The sequence below is a fragment of the Pseudomonas sp. PDNC002 genome (assembly GCF_016919445.1).
Classification (GTDB): Bacteria; Pseudomonadota; Gammaproteobacteria; order Pseudomonadales; family Pseudomonadaceae; genus Pseudomonas.
This window is the reverse complement of sequence record NZ_CP070356.1, coordinates 1,442,568-1,457,868: the sequence shown is the minus strand read 5'-3', so window position 1 is coordinate 1,457,868 and position 15,301 is coordinate 1,442,568. Positions and strand designations below refer to the sequence as shown.

15 protein-coding genes are annotated in these 15,301 nt (G+C 66.7%); 9 read left to right on the top strand and 6 right to left on the bottom strand.

The genetic code is table 11. The annotated features are described in order from the left end of the window. Window positions 1-7 precede the first annotated feature (7 nt). The 6 genes from JVX91_RS06720 to JVX91_RS06695 all read left to right on the top strand — a co-directional run bounded on the left by JVX91_RS06720 (window position 8) and on the right by JVX91_RS06695 (window position 5,738). The gene (locus JVX91_RS06720; protein ID WP_205338561.1) at window positions 8-1,060 is read left to right on the top strand and encodes an ABC transporter substrate-binding protein; all 1,053 of its coding nucleotides are present in this window, start codon (window positions 8-10) and stop codon (window positions 1,058-1,060) included. Between the two features lie 78 nt (window positions 1,061-1,138). Continuing rightward, window positions 1,139-2,194, top strand: a complete 1,056-nt coding sequence (locus JVX91_RS06715) for an ABC transporter substrate-binding protein (protein WP_205338560.1) — start codon at window positions 1,139-1,141, stop codon at window positions 2,192-2,194. Next, complete coding sequence (locus JVX91_RS06710) at window positions 2,181-3,398, top strand: MFS transporter (protein WP_205338559.1); 1,218 nt, start codon at window positions 2,181-2,183, stop codon at window positions 3,396-3,398. The genes JVX91_RS06715 and JVX91_RS06710 overlap by 14 nt, the downstream gene beginning before the upstream one ends. Beyond that, window positions 3,399-4,160, top strand: coding sequence for an ABC transporter permease (locus JVX91_RS06705; protein ID WP_205338558.1), 762 nt, complete (start codon window positions 3,399-3,401; stop codon window positions 4,158-4,160). Then, window positions 4,157-4,918 (top strand): ABC transporter permease, encoded by a 762-nt coding sequence (locus JVX91_RS06700; protein WP_205338557.1) that lies wholly within the window; start codon window positions 4,157-4,159, stop codon window positions 4,916-4,918. The genes JVX91_RS06705 and JVX91_RS06700 overlap by 4 nt, the downstream gene beginning before the upstream one ends. Before the next feature lie 25 nt (window positions 4,919-4,943). Next, window positions 4,944-5,738, top strand: coding sequence for an ABC transporter ATP-binding protein (locus JVX91_RS06695; protein ID WP_205339951.1), 795 nt, complete (start codon window positions 4,944-4,946; stop codon window positions 5,736-5,738). Window positions 5,739-5,936: 198 nt separating this feature from the next. On the opposite strand, the gene sulP is transcribed toward JVX91_RS06695, so the two are convergent. Further along, window positions 5,937-7,574, bottom strand: coding sequence for a sulfate permease (sulP, locus tag JVX91_RS06690; protein WP_205338556.1), 1,638 nt, complete (start codon window positions 7,572-7,574; stop codon window positions 5,937-5,939). Window positions 7,575-8,035: 461 nt separating this feature from the next. On the opposite strand from sulP, the gene JVX91_RS06685 reads away from it, so the two are divergent. The 3 genes from JVX91_RS06685 to JVX91_RS06675 all read left to right on the top strand — a co-directional run bounded on the left by JVX91_RS06685 (window position 8,036) and on the right by JVX91_RS06675 (window position 9,534). After that, window positions 8,036-8,395 carry a multidrug efflux SMR transporter gene (locus JVX91_RS06685; RefSeq protein WP_205338555.1) on the top strand — a complete coding sequence of 120 codons (360 nt, stop codon included), beginning with the start codon at window positions 8,036-8,038 and terminating at the stop codon, window positions 8,393-8,395. Next, window positions 8,389-8,718 (top strand): multidrug/spermidine efflux SMR transporter subunit MdtI, encoded by a 330-nt coding sequence (gene mdtI / locus JVX91_RS06680; protein WP_205338554.1) that lies wholly within the window; start codon window positions 8,389-8,391, stop codon window positions 8,716-8,718. Before JVX91_RS06685 ends, mdtI begins: the two co-directional genes overlap by 7 nt. 312 nt (window positions 8,719-9,030) lie before the next feature. Further along, window positions 9,031-9,534 (top strand): hypothetical protein, encoded by a 504-nt coding sequence (locus JVX91_RS06675; protein ID WP_205338553.1) that lies wholly within the window; start codon window positions 9,031-9,033, stop codon window positions 9,532-9,534. A gap of 135 nt (window positions 9,535-9,669) precedes the next feature. Here the strand turns inward: JVX91_RS06675 and JVX91_RS06670 are convergent, their stop codons facing one another. From JVX91_RS06670 to JVX91_RS06650, 5 genes are all read right to left on the bottom strand, one after another. Further along, window positions 9,670-10,716, bottom strand: coding sequence for a hypothetical protein (locus JVX91_RS06670; RefSeq protein ID WP_205338552.1), 1,047 nt, complete (start codon window positions 10,714-10,716; stop codon window positions 9,670-9,672). 120 nt (window positions 10,717-10,836) lie between these two features. Then, window positions 10,837-11,751, bottom strand: coding sequence for a flagellar hook-associated protein FlgL (flgL, locus tag JVX91_RS06665; RefSeq protein WP_205338551.1), 915 nt, complete (start codon window positions 11,749-11,751; stop codon window positions 10,837-10,839). A gap of 22 nt (window positions 11,752-11,773) precedes the next feature. Beyond that, window positions 11,774-13,141, bottom strand: a complete 1,368-nt coding sequence (flgK, locus tag JVX91_RS06660) for a flagellar hook-associated protein FlgK (RefSeq protein WP_205338550.1) — start codon at window positions 13,139-13,141, stop codon at window positions 11,774-11,776. After that, a complete protein-coding gene (locus tag JVX91_RS06655; RefSeq protein WP_205338549.1) occupies window positions 13,138-14,178 on the bottom strand; it encodes a transglycosylase SLT domain-containing protein in 1,041 nt (346 codons plus the stop codon). The genes flgK and JVX91_RS06655 overlap by 4 nt, the downstream gene beginning before the upstream one ends. Further along, window positions 14,178-15,281, bottom strand: coding sequence for a flagellar basal body P-ring protein FlgI (locus tag JVX91_RS06650; RefSeq protein ID WP_240201713.1), 1,104 nt, complete (start codon window positions 15,279-15,281; stop codon window positions 14,178-14,180). Before JVX91_RS06650 ends, JVX91_RS06655 begins: the two co-directional genes overlap by 1 nt. Window positions 15,282-15,301: the final 20 nt, after the last annotated feature.

Sequence of the window (15,301 nt, the reverse complement as noted above, 5' to 3'; positions counted from 1 at the left end):
GCTGCACATGTCCCGTCCCCTCGATACCCTCTGGTACACCCGTTGCCCGGTTCCCACCGGCCTCGGCATCGCCGTGCAGAAAGGCTGGCTGGAAGAGTCCCTGGCCGAGCAGGGCACGAAGATCCAGTCGCTGCGCGAGTCCGCCGACCAGGCGGTGCGCGAGTCGCACTTCGACCACACGCTGCAGAACTCGGTACGCCACGGCGGCAACATCCCGGCCATCTGGGCCCGCGCCAGCGGCCGCGAGACCCGTGTGATCGGCCTGTCCTGGGCCGATGAAGCGCAACTGATCCTGACCACCGCCGAGAGTGGTATCCGCACCGTGCGCGACCTGAAAGGCCGGCGCTTCGGCCTGCCGGACTGGAGCGGCGCGCAGATCGACTTCACCCGCGCCCAGGCCATCCGCGGCCTGGAAAACGCCCTGCGCCTGGAAGGCCTGGAAGTGCGCGACCTGGAGCTGGTGGACTTCGGCCTGAAAGGCACCTTCAGCGATGAAGCGCCGGGCAATATCGTCGGCATCACCGGCCACGGCGGCAGCCGCCGGCGCAGCCAGAACCCGGAACTGGTCGGCCTGCTGCGTGGCGAAGTCGACGCGATCTTCCTCAAGGGCGCCCACGCCGTGCAGCTGGCACAGCAGTTCGGCCTGCACACGGTGATCGACACCGGCGCGCACCCGGAGCCGCTGATCCGCGCCAACAACGGCACGCCGCGCACCCTGAGCGTCGACCTCAACCTGCTGGAGCAGCACCCCGACGCCGCCACCGCGATCCTCGCCTCGGTGCTGCGCGCGGAGGACTGGGCGCACCAGCACCCGGACGACACCCGCCGCTACCTGGCGCGTGAAACCAACAGCAGCGAATTCTGGGTCGCCACCGCCTACGGCGAAGACGCCCACCTGCGCCTGCGCACCAACCTGGACGAAGGCTCGATTCTCGCCCTGCAGGACTTCACCGACTTCCTGCACCGCTGGAACTTCGTCCCGGCGCGCTTCGACGTGCGCGAGTGGATCGACCCGCGCCCGCTGGAAACCCTGCGCAGCCTGGCCCAGAAGGCAAGCTGAAAAACGTCGCGAGGGCGAGCCCTCTCCCCCAGCCCCTCTCCCTGAAGGGAGAGGGGAGTTATCGAGTTCCGAGTTCTCATGAGCACACCGCTGGAAACCCTCTGGTACACCCACAGCCCCGTCCCCACCGGACTCGGCATCGCCGTCGAATCCGGGCGCCTGGCCCAGGCCTTCCGCCCCTTCGGCACGCGCATCCAGTCGCTGCGCGAGTCCTCCGAACGCGAGGTGCGCGAGGCGCACTTCGACCATCACCTGCCCTACTCCGTGCGCCACGGCGGCAACATCCCGTCGATCTGGGCCCGCGCCAGCGGCGCGCGCACGCGGGTGATCGGGCTGTCGTGGAGCGACGAGGTGCAACTGATCGTCAGCGCGCCGGACAGCGGCGTGCGCAGCATCCGCGACCTGCGCCACCGGCGCTTCGGCCTGCCGAAGTGGGCCAACGTGCAGATCGACTTCACCCGTGCCCAGTCCCTGCGCGGGCTGGAAAACGCCCTGCGCCTGGAAGGCCTGGAAGTGCGCGACGTCGAACTGGTGGACTACCCCTACGGCGGCACCTTCAGTGACGACCCGGTACGCCATGTGTTCGGCGCCCAGGTGGCGCTCAAGGGCAACCGCGTGGTGCAGCGCAACAACGAGCTGATCGGCCTGCTGCGCGGCGACATCGACGCGATCTTCCTCAAGGGCGCCCACGGCCTGCAACTGGCCCACGAATTCGGCCTGCACGTGGTGATGGATGTCGGCTCGCACCCCGAGCCGCTGGTGCGTTCCAACATCGGCACGCCGCGCACCCTGACGGTTGACCAGCAACTGCTGGACGAGCATTTCGACGCCGCCGTGCTGGTGCTCGACAGCGTGCTGCGCGCCGAGCAGTGGGCCTGGGCACATCCGGAAGAAACCCGCCGCTTCCTCGCCCGCGAGCTGAACACCAGTGAGTTCTGGGTGGCCAGCGCCTACGGCGACGACGCCCACCTGCGCCTGCAGACCAACCTGGCCGAGCGCTCGATCAACGCGCTGCGTGATCTCACGGCGTTTCTCCAGCGCTGGCAATTCATCGCCCGCGACTTCTCGGTGGAAGACTGGATCGACCCGCGCCCGCTGGGAGCGCTGCTGGGGAAAGTCGATGTCGCCATCTGACGCGCCGCGCGAAAGGCCCGGCGCCTTCCTGCTCAACTTCATGCTGCTGGCGGCCTTCAGCGGGGCCACCATCGGCATGGCGAAGATCGTCACCACGCTCTACGCCATCAGCATCGGCGCCAACGCCATGCAGATCGGCATCATCTCGGCGATGGAAGCCCTCGGCATGGTGATCCTCACCCTGCCCGCCGGCTTCGTCATCGCCCGCTTCGGCGCGCGCCGGGTGTACTTCCTCGCCAGCCTCGGGCCGATGCTGCTGAACCTGGCCATTCCGCTGTTCGGTGGCTGGCTGTGGCTGGCCTTCGCGCGGCTGCTGATCGGCCTGTGCATCCCGTTCCGCATCGTCGCCATGAACAGCGCCTTTCTGCGCCAGCTCAAGCGCATCGGCAACGACAAGGCCGGCTGGTACCGCGGCTCGCTGACCCTGGGCATGGGCCTGCTTGGCCCGCTGCTGGGCAACTGGCTGAGCGGTGCGGCGAGCTTCGCCTGGGGCTTCGCCGCCATCGGCCTGTGCTTCGGCCTGATGGCCTTCTACAGCCTCGGTTTCTGGGAAGGCGAGGCACCCAGCGAGGATGTGCCTGTCGCTGCCGCCACCGGCGGACTGCTGCAACAGGTCGGCGGCATGCTGGCCAATGTCGAGATCGCCGAGAGCTGCCTGATCGAACTGCTCAGCGCCGCCACCAGTGCGCTGTTCGGCACCTTCATCCTGCTGCTGGCGATGGAAGTCGCCGGCCTCTCGCAAGGCCAGGCGGTGAGCCTGGTGATGATCCAGGGCCTGGCCTCGGTGCTCGGCCTGTTCGGCTTCGGCTACCTGATCGAGCGCAGCGGCCGGCGCCTTGCCTACATCGGCAGCCTCAGTGCGGCACTGCTCGCCCTGCTGCTGCTCGGCAGCGCGCACAACTACTGGCTGCTGGCCCTGGGCGGCGTGCTGCTCAGCGCAGCGGCGGCGCTCATCCACCTGGTGAACATGGCCCAGCTCGGCGAGCACGCCATGGACAAGAGCAAGATTTCCGGCCTGTTCAACCTCGCCTCGATGTCCGGCAGCTTTTCCGGCGCGCTGCTGGGCGGGGCGATCAGCCACTTCGTCGGGCTGGGCAACCTGTTCCTCTGCTGGATTCCCCTGGTGCTGCTGGCTGCGCTGTTCTGCTGGCAACGCAAGCTGCGCCGGCAAACCACCGAGCCGCTGCTCGGGCAGGAGGGCTGAATGGCCCCGCGTACCCTGGATCGCCTGAGCTGGTTTGTCTCGCCGCTGCTCCTGCTGCTGGCCTGGTTCATCGCCGCGCGCGCCGGCTGGTTCCCGCCGCAACTGCTGGTGCCGCCGGCGGAAGTCTGGGCCAGCTTCAAGGACCTGCTGGCCAGCGGCGAGCTGCGCGAGCACGTGGTCAACAGCCTGTCGCGCCTGGCCATCGGCTTCAGCATCGGTGCCCTGGGCGGCCTGGTGTTCGGCACCGCCATGGCGCTGTCGAAGACCGTGGAAGCTTACTGCGCACCGCTGTTCCACACGCTGCGCCAGGTGCCGTCGATTGCGCTGATCCCGATGTTCATCCTGTTCTTCGGCGTGGAAGAAACCTTCAAGATCCTGATCGTCACCAAGGCCGCCTTCTTTCCCGTGGCGCTGGCCGCCAGCGAGGGGGTGAAGGGCATCCCGCGCGGCTACTTCGAGGTCGCCAGCGTGTACCGCCTGCCGCTGTGGAGCCTGCTGCGCGACGTCGCCTTCCCGGCCGCCGCGCCGCCCATCGTCACCGGCCTGCGCATCAGCCTGAGCCGCGCCTGGATGGTGCTGGTGGCCGCCGAGCTGCTCGCCGCCGACAGCGGCCTTGGGCAGATGATCGAGCTGAGCCGGCAGATGCTGCGCATCGACATCGTGATGGTCGGGGTGATCGTCACCGGCGCCATCGGCTTCGTCCTCGATTTCGCTTTCCGCCTGCTGGAAAAGCGCCTGCTGCGCTGGAGACCGACGCCATGATCCGCCCTCTCAGATCGCTACGTGGACTGGTGCTGCCGGCGCTGCTGATCGCCGCGTGGCACTGGCAGTCGCAACAGGGCGCCAGCGCCGCTTACGCCTTCGTACCGCTCGAACGCATCGGCGCGGGTTTTGCCGAGCTGATCCGCACCGGCGAGCTGTGGCTGAGTGTCGCTGCCAGCCTGCAACGTACCTGCCTCGGCCTGCTGATCGGCGTGCTCGCCGGCTTCGCGCTGGGCGCCGGGATGGCCTTGTCGCGCCCCGTGGAGCGGCTGTTCGCACCGCTGTACCACACGATCCGCCAGGTGCCGATCCTCGGCCTGATTCCGCTGATCGCCCTGTGGTTCGGCAGCGGCGAGCCGTCCAAGGTGCTGATCGTCAGCCTCGCCGCCTTCTACCCGATGACGCTGAACGCCTTCGAGGGCTTCCGCGACGTGGAGAAGCGCTACCGCGAAGTCGGCCGCCTATATGCCTTCGGCCCCTGGCAGCAGTTCCGCGAAGTGCTGCTGCCCGGCGCGCTGCCCAGCCTGAGCAATGGCGTGCTGCACGCGCTGGCCTTCGCCTGGGTGAGTTCGGTGGGCTGCGAGCTGTTCCTTTCCACCGGAATGGGCCTGGGCAACCTGATGATGAACGCCGAGACCGGCTCGCGCATGGAGATCGTGGTGATCGGCGTGCTCAGCATCGGCCTGCTCGGCTACGCCATGAACCAGCTGTTCGCCCGCCTCAGCCGCCACCTGCTGCGCTGGCGCAACCTGCGCTGACCCTATTGCCATGAGTGCCTCGATCATGAACGCGATCCTCGACCCCGCCATCCTTCCCGCCCAGCAGGCGCAATCGGGCGCGCTGGCCATCCAGGGCCTGAGCAAGGCCTATTCCATCGATGGCCGCAGCCTGCCGGTGCTGGAGAACATCTCCCTCGACGTGCGCCCCGGCGAATTCGTCAGCATCGTCGGCGCCAGCGGCTGCGGAAAATCCTCGCTGCTGCGGCTGATCGTCGGCCTCGAAAACGATTACAGCGGGCGCATCCTGCTCGACGGGCAGAGCGTGACCGGCACCAGCCTGGAGCGCGGCATCGTGTTCCAGGACCACCGCCTGTTCCCCTGGAAGACCGTGGAAGACAACGTCGCCCTGGCGCTGAAGAACCAGAAGCTCAGCCGCGCCGAAAAGCGCGAGCGGGTCGCCGAGCACCTGGAGCTGGTGGGTCTGACCGGCTTCGAGCAGGCCTATCCACACCAGCTCTCCGGCGGCATGGCGCAACGCGCGGCCATCGCCCGCGCGCTGATCACCCAGCCCAAGGTGCTGCTGCTGGACGAGCCTTTCGGCGCGCTCGACGCCCTCACCCGCGTGCGCCTGCAGCACGAACTGCAACGCATCTGGGTGCAGCAACGCAGCACCATGATCATGGTCACTCATGACGTGGAGGAAGCGTTGTACCTGGGCGACCGGGTGGTGGTGATGGACGCGCGGCCCGGGCGGATTCGCCATGAGGTGCGGGTCGACCTGCCGCATCCGCGCGAGCGTGGGGAGCCGGTGCTGACGAAGTTGAAGGAAGAGTTGCTGGCGGAGCTGATGCAGGGGTGATCTTCGCTCTTACGCCATTTGCGAGCTCGCAGCCGGGGTCTTCCCTCACCCCAACCCTCTCCCAAGGGGAGAGGGGGCCGTTCGGCGTTGCCGGGATGCACGGCGTTCGCCGGATGCCATGTCAGCTCCCTCTCCCTCTGGGAGAGGGCTGGGGTGAGGGCAATCGCCCTGGCGCCCGATCTTCCCCGGGATTTCCCCTCAAGATGGCGCACCCGCCGCCAACGCCGCCGGGAAGTCCGGGTGATACCCCGCACCAATCTCCTCCAGCACCCCAGCCTTGCGCAGCTTGCCCAGCACCCGCGCATTGGCTTCGCACAACCGCACTTCGATGCCGCGCCGCTGCAATTGCTCGATCACTTCCTGCAGGGTCTGCAACCCAGTGATGTCCATGAACGGCACGTGGCGCAGGCGGATGATCAGCACCTTCGGGTCGGTATGCGTCTTCGCCAACGCGCGCTCGAAGGTCTCCGCCGCGCCAAAGAACAGCGGCCCCTCGATGCTGTACACCAGCACCCCCGGCGGCAGGTCGCCAAGGCCACGGCCGCGCAGTTCCACGTCCAGCTCGGGGCCGTCATCGGCGTGTACTTCCACCGAAGACGCCATGCGCCGCAGGAAGTGCAGCATGGCGAGGATCACGCCGATGTTCACCGCGATCACCAGGTCGCTGAACACGGTGAGCAGGAAGGTCACCAGCAGGATCGCCACGTCGGCGCGCGGCGCACGCTTGAGCATGAACAGGAAGTGCCGTGCCTCACTCATGTTCCAGGCCACCACGAAGAGGATCGCCGCCAGCGCGCAGAGCGGAATGTTCGACGCCAGCGGTGCGAGGAACAGCAGGATCAGCACCAGCGTGGCCGCATGAGTGATCCCGGCCAGCGGGCTGTTGCCGCCGTTGCGGATGTTGGTCGCGGTGCGGGCGATGGCGCCGGTGGCGGCGATGCCGCCGAACAGCGGGGTGACCAGGTTGGCGATGCCCTGGCCGATCAACTCCTGGTTGGAGTCGTGGCGGGTGCCGGCCATGCCGTCGGCGACCACCGCCGAGAGCAGCGATTCGATGGCGCCGAGCATGGCGATGGCGAAGGCCGGGCCGATCAGTTCGAGCACGCGCGGCAGCGTCACTTCCGGCAGGCTGAAGCTGGGCAGGCCCTGGGGAATGCCGCCGAAGGCGCTGCCGATGGTGGCCACGCCGTCGAAGTGGAACAGCGACTGGATGGCCGTCACCACCACCATCGCCACCAGCGGGCCGGGCACCCGGCGCAACGCGGCGATGCGCGGGGTGAACAGCACCAGCGCCAGGCTCAGCAGCGCCAGCAGGGTCGTCGCGAGGTGCAGTTGCGGCAGGGCCTGGATCAGGTGCCAGAGCTTCTGGTGGAAGTGTTCGCCGGTCACGGCGGGAAGGCCGAAGAAGTCCTTCCATTGGCCGACCCAGATGATCACCCCGATACCGGCGGTGAAGCCGACGATCACCGGCGCGGGGATGAAGCGGATGATGCTGCCCAGGCGACTGACGCCCAGCAGCACGAGGATCGCGCCGGCCATCAGCGTGGCGATCTGCAGGCCGTCGACGCCGTACTTGGCGGTGACTCCGGCGAGGATGACGATGAAGGCGCCGGTCGGCCCCGCGATCTGCACCCGGCTGCCGCCCAGCAGCGAGACCAGGGCGCCGGCGAAGATCGCCGTATAGATACCCTGCTCCGGCTTCACCCCGCTGGCAATCGCGAACGCCATCGCCAGCGGCAGCGCGACGACCCCGACGATGACGCCGGCCACCAGGTTGCGCGTCCAGTGTTCGCGGCCAAAGAGTCCGGCTTTCCAGGCTTCTCGCAGGGCGATCATCACAGTCTCCGACGGGATATCGATGCTGGATGCTAGCAGGCCGGAGCAGGAAACGGCCTGGCGCAGGTCATGACTGTGGCGTGCTGTCGCAGGCGAAACAAGGTGAACAAAATATTGCACAACCCTGACGGCGCGCTGCTTCCAGCAGGCTTTTGAAATGCCCATATATGGGCGTTCATAGCTGGAATCAGGGCGATCGATTTGCCAGGCGACCCGAAATTCGGCACAATATGTTCATTATGTTGAACATTAGAGCTCTACCTCTCCCCACTTCCCGCCTGGTGTCGCGCGAGCGCCACTGGACCGGCGACCTCTAGCTCCTCCCTTCGGCTGCTACCTGTTGGTCGCGCCAAGTGCGGCGAAATCCGCCGCCCGAGTCGGCGCCACCGAACCCGAACCGAAACCGCCGCAAGGATGCTCTTAGCGAGACTGCGCGCGGCTGCCCGTGGGAGGGCTCCACCATGCGTTCCTGGATCTATCTGTTTGCCGCCATCGGCTTTGAAGTCGTTGGCACCACCTCGATGAAATTCACCCATGCGCTGTACCCGGTCGCGGGTCTGCTGCTGATGTACGTGATGATCGGCCTGTCGTACTACTTCCTGTCGCTGGCCATCAAGCATGTGCCGGTCGGCGTGGCCTACGCCCTGTGGGAAGGCATCGGCATCGTGCTGATCACCCTGGTCAGCGCCTTCTTCCTCGGCGAGCACCTGAGCCTGGACAAGGCCCTGGGCCTGGCCGTGATGATCGCCGGTATCCTGCTGGTGAAGTCCGGTACCCGTACCGGTAAGCGTGAGGAGAACATGGAGGCTGTCACATGCTGAACCATGACCTGATTCCGATGGCCTGGCTGGGCCTGGCCATCGTCCTGGAAGTGATCGCCAACCTGCTGCTGAAGTACTCCGACGGCTTCCGCAAGCGCGCCATCGGCGTGGCCTCGATCCTCTGTGTGCTGGGTGCGTTCACCGCGCTGTCGCAGGCGGTACGCGGCATCGAACTGTCGGTGGCCTACGCCATCTGGGGCGGCTTCGGCATCCTCGCCACCGTTGCCATGGGCTGGGCCCTGTTCGGCCAGCGCCTGGTGTGGCGCGGCTGGTTGGGCCTGGCGATGCTGGTGCTGGGCATGGGCCTGCTGAAGCTGGCTTGATTGCTGGGAGTGAAGTGAAAAAGGCGGAGCTGGGCTCCGCCTTTTTTGTTGCCTTGAAAGTCAACCAGGAACGGCAAGATGGCCTTCATCGCAGCGAAACGCGCCATGCGGAGGACACGTCACATGGCTCGTGTGCCGTCCGCAGCCTGCTGAAGAAGATTAACCTTACTCTTGCGAAGTTTCCTGTAGCCACAAGGTCGGCCGGACCGTATTGAAGTGCCTCGCTGTCCTCAAGGCATTAGGCGCCGAGTTCAGCACATCAGCCAACCGCGATGGCCTGCTCGGCCGCACTGAACTTCTGCGAGGTAAACAATGAAAAAGATGAATACGCCGGGCAAGAAAAAACGCTGCGTCTCAAGCGCCTGTGTAGGGATAGGCCTGGCATTGACAGGTTCATGGGGGATGGCTAGCGAAAACGTGATGGGGAACTACGACATTCCGATGGACCCGGAGCCAGTAGCTCCAGCAGCCGAGTGCCAGCAGGTGCGGCAGGTAATAATGATAGCCACCCTCCATGAGCTTCAAAGGGAGAGCGCGCCTGATGTCAAGCCCGGGCAATATGGAGACAGCCTGCAGCAGTATGTGGAGGAAGTCCGCCAGGGAACGGGGTCCGTCGCGGCTCCGCAGCTCAAGGACACCCTGCAGAAATATTTCTCAGGAATGGAGCAGGCAGCAGCCATCTACAAGAAAACCGGTTTCGGTCCTCAATCGAAGGATGCGTCCAAAATCGGTCTGGATGACGAACAGCGGCTCACTGACGCACAGAGCTACTCCGGGGCGCACAGTTCACGTCTCGACAAGATCTGCCCGAAGTGACGCGGTTGGCATTCCGCTGCGAAGACCAGCTTCCGCACGGTCGACTCAGGACGTTGCCGATGTTCAGAGGCGGCCGCCCTTCCCGATCAGCTACGAGCGCCCCGCAGCCGCGTCTGCCCCAGATGATCCGTCTCGTTAGGCCAGCAGGCTGACCACCGCAAACCGACTGAGATTGGCCTGCGCCACCACCGTCTGCGCCGCCGCGCTGTAGTGCGTCGCGCTGCGCCCCATACGGTCGAGCATCGAGGCGGCGAAGGTGTGCGCCCACTCGCGCTCGTCCTCGCTGGCGTGGCGGTCGAGGAAGTCGCGGATGTCGTCCTGACGGTGGCGCAACTGATCGCGCAGGCCGCCGATGCGATCCAGCGCCGAGACCACCGAATCGAGTAGCTGACGCTGCTCACGAAAGGCATCGGTCTTGATCTCGGTGGGGAACGCCAGCAGTCCTTCTTCCTGGCTTTTCAGCCGGGTGTTCTTGCCCTTGGCGAACAGCTTGCCCTCGCCCTGCACCGCCAACTGGCCCTTGAGCTGTTGCCAGTCGGCCTCGGGCGCGGAGAACTTCAGCGCGCCGTCGCTATCGAGTTCGGCGCGGATGCCGGCCTGGCCCAGTGTCGCGTTGAAGCGGCGCAGCACCTGTTCGGTACTCATGCCGTCGTCCAGGACCACCGCCGCCGGTTCGGCGAGTTGGCGGCCAGCACTGAACAGCAGGGTTTCCTTGCCGGAACGCTGGATCGCTTCCACCGACTCCAGCCCCTCCAGGCTGAAACGGCTGCGCACCGGTTCGTTGAGGCGCAGGCGGAAGTTGGCGTCGAGGCTGCCGTCCGAGCGCTGGGCGCGCTGCTCCAGCAGCTCGTTGACCTGCCGGGTAGCCTGGCGCACGCCTTCGCGGTCCTGGGATTGCGGCGCGCTGAGTTCACGGCTGAGGTTGAGCTTGAGGCCGCCGAGACGGTCCTGCAGGTCGCCCAGGTAGCTGTCGGCGGACTGCATGGACGACAACTGCTGGTTGAGCTGCAGGTTGAAGCTGCCGCTCTTCTGCGCGCCACGCGCCATCTGCGCGGCGTTCTCACCCTTGTCCTCGCCCTTGCGCAGGGCATTCTGCCGCTCGCCGGCGGCCGGCAGGATGACGTCACGGCGGGCGCTTGGGTCGAAGACGGCGGCGGCCGGCAGTTGTTTGATGACCTTCATGGTGACCTCTGCACCGATGTGCCTCCGCCCGGCGCAGGGGCCGGGCGGAGGCGGGATAAAAAGTAGGGGCGATCCGCCGATTGGCGTCCAGACCTCCGTGCGGAGCCCCTACGAAGAAACTTACAGGCGGCTGAACAGCGATAGGTCGTTGAGCTTCAGGTAGGTCTTCTGCGTGGCCTGCAGCGCGAGCTGGTAGGTGTTCAGGTCGATGCTGGCGCCGGCGTAGTCCAGCTGCGACAGCTCGCCGTTGATCTTCTGGTTCACCAGCGAGACTTCCTCGTTGCTCGAATTGAGCATGGTCAGGGTGTTCTGCCGGCCGCCCAGTTCGGTGATCGCGCCGAGCACGCCATCGTGGCCGCTGTCGAGGCTGTCGATGGTCGCGGCGATCTGCGCGTGCACCGCCGGGTCGGTGACGTCCAGCGCCGGGTCCTTGAGCATCTTCACCGTGGCGTGCAGCTGGTTGAGGAAGTCCATGTTGCTGCCGAACATCCCCATCGCGGTGACGTTCTCCTCCACCTGTACGCCGTTGGCCACGGCGGCCTGGCGCGACTTGTCGTTGCCGGTGGCGACGTAGCTGTCGGTCAGCGGTTCGTAGGTCACCGCAGCGGTGTCGCTGAGGGTGCCGGAGAACAGATAGCGGCCCTCTTCGTCACGCACGTTGACGAAGCTGACCAGGGTCTTCTCGATATTCTCCAGCTCGCCGGCCATGGCGTTGAGGTCGCCGCCGGTGTTGGAGCCGTTGGCCGCCCAGAGCAGCAGGTCGCGCACGTTGAGCATCGCGTCGGAGGTGGCCTGCAGGTTGGTTTCCTGGGTCGACAGGTTGCCCGAGACGTTGCCGATGTTGGTGCGGTACTGCGCCAGGCTCGCTTCCTCGCGCTGGATGCGCAGCATGCGCACGCTGGCGATGGGGTCATCGGACGGCTGGAGGATGCGCTGGCCGCTGGACATCTGCTGCATCAGCTTGCCCAGGGCCGCCGAGTTGCTGTTCATCGAGCCGCCCATCAGCGCGGTGATCTGTGCGTTGGTAATGCGCATTCTGCTTTCCTTGCGAGGCCCCTTAGAAGGCCGCGAGCATCGAGTCGAACAGCTCCTTGGCGGTGCTGATGACTTTCATGTTGGCCTGGTAGGCCTGCTGGTAGGTGATCAGGTTGACCGCCTCTTCATCCAGGCTGACCGCGCTGACGCTGTCCCGGCTGGCTTGCGCCTGGGCCGCCACGGTGGTGGCGGTCTTCTGGTCGGCCTGGTTCTGCCGGCTGGCGCTGGCGACCTTGCCGAGCAGCCCGGCGAAGGCGTCGTTGAGCGTCACCTGGCTGCCGTTGATGGTGATGGTCTGGCCTTTGAGGTCGAGCAGCTTGAGCAGGTTGACGTTATTGCCGGACTCGCCAGCGGTGTCGGACAGCGCCAGCTGTTCAGGCTTGAGGTCGTTCAGGCTGAGCATCGCTGTGGTGCTGCCAGCGTTGTAGGTCAGCAGCGCCTGGCCGGCGTTGCCGTTCAGGTCGAAGCCATTCGCCAGGGTGTCGTTGACCATCTGCGCGAACTGGCCGGCCATCTCGTGCAGGGCGGTCTGGTTCGGGCGCAGCGAGTCGTACTCGGTGTCGTACAGCGCGCCGAGGGAGCCGCCCATGCCGTCCTGGGCCAGCGGGAAACTGGTGCCGGCGAAGGTCAGGGCGATTTCCTGCTCGCCGCTGGCGGTGCGGCTGATCGCCAGCTGGCCGGCGGAGTTGCCGGCCACCAGCGGCTGGCCATTGGCGAGCGACACGGTGAGCGAGCCGTCGGCCACTTCGTTGACGCGGATCGACGCGTACCTGGACAGGTCCGCCACCAGGCTCTCGCGGTGGTCGCGCAGCGCGGTGGTGTCGCCGCCGGAGGAGCCGACCTCGACGATCTGCTTGTTCAGCGCCGCCAGGTTGGCGGTCAGCCCGTTGATCTCCCCGACCATGGCGCCGCGCTGTTCCTGCAGGGCGCGCAGCTGGCTGTCGATATTGCCGGACAGGCCGTTGAAGCGCTGGGCGAGGTTCTTGGTCTCATTGATGATCTGCTGGCGCAGGGCAACCGAACCGGGCGTGGCGGTAGCCTCGCTGAGCGCGGCGAAGAAGTTGTCGAGGCCGACGCTGATGCTCGAACCCTCGCCGCCCATCAGCCCTTCCAGTGCGGACAGGTACTGCTGGCCGCTGTCGTAGTAGCTCTGCTCGGTGGTGGCGCGCCACAGCTGCTGGTTCTGGAAGTCGTTGGCCATGCGGCGGATGCTGGTCACCACCACGCCGCCGCCGACGTTCAGGCCGCCTTCACCGGCCAGCGAGGCGAGGATCGGGCTCAGCCGGCTGAAGCCGGGGGTGTTGGCGTTGGCCACGTTCTGCCCCGAGGTGGCCAGGGCAATCTGCGCCGCACGCAGGCCGCTGTAGCCGATCTGGCTCAACATACTCAAGACGCACTCTCCTTCGACTCGATGCGGATCGGCTGGGCGAACGCTGCCGAGGCCGGTCGGGAAACAAATTCAGGCTGTTGCCCCTGATAGGCGACGGAATCGGCGTGGCGCTTAAATCCTTCCTGCGGCGCGTGCTTCAGGCCGCTCTCCGGCGACAGGCCGCTGCCGGGGATACGCGCCGGCGCCTGGGCCTCACGCACACGGCGGAGTACGCCGAGGGTGTAGTCGCGGGTTTCGTCGTAGGGAATGCTGCGCACCCAGTCGGCCATGCCGATCTGCCCGCTGCGCGGGTCGCCGTTGTTCTTCAGCCACTCGTCCACCTTGCCGGGGCCGGCGTTGTACGCGGCCAGGGCGAGCACGTGCTGGCCGTCGTAGCGGTCGAGCATCTTGCCCAGGTAGGCGCTGCCCAGCGCCTTGTTGTAGGCCGGGTCGCTGGTCAGGCGCTGTTCGTCGTAGGGCAGGCCGAGTTCGCCGGCCACTTCACGGGCGGTATCGGGCATCAGCTGCATCAGGCCGCGCGCGCCCTTGGGCGAGACGGCAGCAGCGTCGCCGCCGGACTCCTGGCCGATCACGCTGTCCACCAGCGTGCGGAAACCGGCGCTGCCCTGCTGCCAGGCGTGGGCGAGACGGTCCACCCCGCGCTGCCAGGTATCCACCAGCGGATTGCGGCTGGAAACCGAAGGTCGGCGCAGCGCCTCACCGCCATCGGCGAGCGCGACGGGCTCGGCGGTATCGGTCGGCTCGGTGGAGAGCTGGCGCACCAGCAGGTCGGCGATGCCGGTCTGCTTGCGCGAGGCCAGGTGCTCGGCCAGCGCTTCGTCGTAGAAGTCGCGCATGGTGTCCAGGTCGCGGCTGCGCAGCGGGCTGCCGGCGGAGAGCACGTCGCCGGCCTTGCGCATCTGCTTGAGGATCTGTTGCAGGAACATCGCCTCGAACTGCTCGGAGGCGGCCTGCAACTGCTCGCGGCGGATCGCCTCGGGCGACTCTCCGGGCTGGCCTGTCGGCACGATGGGACGGTTGAGCGAGGTGATACTCATCAGATCACCACCAGCTCGGCATTCAGCGCGCCGGCCTGCTCCAGCGCCTGGAGGATGCTCATCACGTCGTCCGGCGTGGCGCCCAGGCTGTTCACCGTGTTGATGATGCTTTCCAGGCTGGTGCCCTCGGGCCACTTGAACATCGGCTTCTTGTCCTGGCTGACCGACACATCCGACTGCGGGGTGACCGCCGTGGTGCCGTTGGAGAAGGGCCCCGGCTGGCTGACCTGGGGGTTCTCGCTGATGGTCACGGTGAGCGTGCCGTGGGCCACGGCGGCGGCCTTCACGCGCACGCCCTGGCCGACCACCACGGTGCCGGTGCGGCTGTTGAAGACGACCTTGGGCCGGGTGCGGCCTTCCTGCACCTCCATGCCTTCGAGCATGGCCATGAAGCTGGTGCGTTGGGCGCTGCTGACCGGCGCGCGCACCGACACCTTGGTGCCGTCCAGCGCAGTGGCCGTGCCGGAGCCGAAACGCTCGTTCACCGCGTTCATCACCTGGGTGGCGGTCTGGAAGCTGGGCTTGCGCACGTTGAGCATCACGTCCGGGCGCTGGGTGAAGTCGCTGGGGATCATCCGCTCGATGGTCGCCCCGTTGGGAATCAGGCCACTGTTGGCGCTGTTGATCGACACACTGGAGCCGCTCTGCCCCTGCGCGTGCAGGCCGCCAACCACGAGATTGCCCTGGGCCAGCGCATAGACTTCGCCGTCCACACCCTGCAGCGGCGTCATCAGCAGCAGGCCGCCGCGCAGGCTCTTGGCGTCGCCCAGCGAGGACACGGTGACGTCGATGGTCTGCCCGGCGCTGTAGGACGGCGGCACGCTGGCGGTGACGCTCACCGCGGCGACGTTCTTCAGTTTCGGATCGACGTTCGGCGGCAGGTTCACGCCGAACTGCTTGAGCATGTTGGCCACCGACTGGTTGGTGAACTTCACCTGGTTCTTGTCGCCGGTGCCGTCCAGGCCAACCACCAGGCCGTAGCCGATCAGTTGGTTCTCGCGCACGCCTTCGATGTCGACCAGGTCGAGCAGCGGGATGGCCAGCGCCTCGGCCTGCCAGAACAGGCAGGCCGTCGCCAGCAGGCGGCCAAGGGTTCTACGCATGAGTGTTCTACGCATGGAGT

Coding starts and splice junctions, on each gene's coding strand:
- JVX91_RS06670 (WP_205338552.1), bottom strand. CDS start 10,716: ATGAAGGTCATCAAACAACTGCCGGCCGCCGCCGTCTTCGACCCAAGC.
- JVX91_RS06650 (WP_240201713.1), bottom strand. CDS start 15,281: ATGCGTAGAACCCTTGGCCGCCTGCTGGCGACGGCCTGCCTGTTCTGG.
- JVX91_RS06715 (WP_205338560.1), top strand. CDS start 1,139: ATGAGCACACCGCTGGAAACCCTCTGGTACACCCACAGCCCCGTCCCC.
- JVX91_RS06675 (WP_205338553.1), top strand. CDS start 9,031: ATGAAAAAGATGAATACGCCGGGCAAGAAAAAACGCTGCGTCTCAAGC.
- flgL (WP_205338551.1), bottom strand. CDS start 11,751: ATGCGCATTACCAACGCACAGATCACCGCGCTGATGGGCGGCTCGATG.
- JVX91_RS06655 (WP_205338549.1), bottom strand. CDS start 14,178: ATGAGTATCACCTCGCTCAACCGTCCCATCGTGCCGACAGGCCAGCCC.
- JVX91_RS06705 (WP_205338558.1), top strand. CDS start 3,399: ATGGCCCCGCGTACCCTGGATCGCCTGAGCTGGTTTGTCTCGCCGCTG.
- JVX91_RS06720 (WP_205338561.1), top strand. CDS start 8: ATGTCCCGTCCCCTCGATACCCTCTGGTACACCCGTTGCCCGGTTCCC.
- mdtI (WP_205338554.1), top strand. CDS start 8,389: ATGCTGAACCATGACCTGATTCCGATGGCCTGGCTGGGCCTGGCCATC.
- JVX91_RS06695 (WP_205339951.1), top strand. CDS start 4,944: ATGAACGCGATCCTCGACCCCGCCATCCTTCCCGCCCAGCAGGCGCAA.
- sulP (WP_205338556.1), bottom strand. CDS start 7,574: ATGATCGCCCTGCGAGAAGCCTGGAAAGCCGGACTCTTTGGCCGCGAA.
- JVX91_RS06710 (WP_205338559.1), top strand. CDS start 2,181: ATGTCGCCATCTGACGCGCCGCGCGAAAGGCCCGGCGCCTTCCTGCTC.
- JVX91_RS06700 (WP_205338557.1), top strand. CDS start 4,157: ATGATCCGCCCTCTCAGATCGCTACGTGGACTGGTGCTGCCGGCGCTG.
- JVX91_RS06685 (WP_205338555.1), top strand. CDS start 8,036: ATGCGTTCCTGGATCTATCTGTTTGCCGCCATCGGCTTTGAAGTCGTT.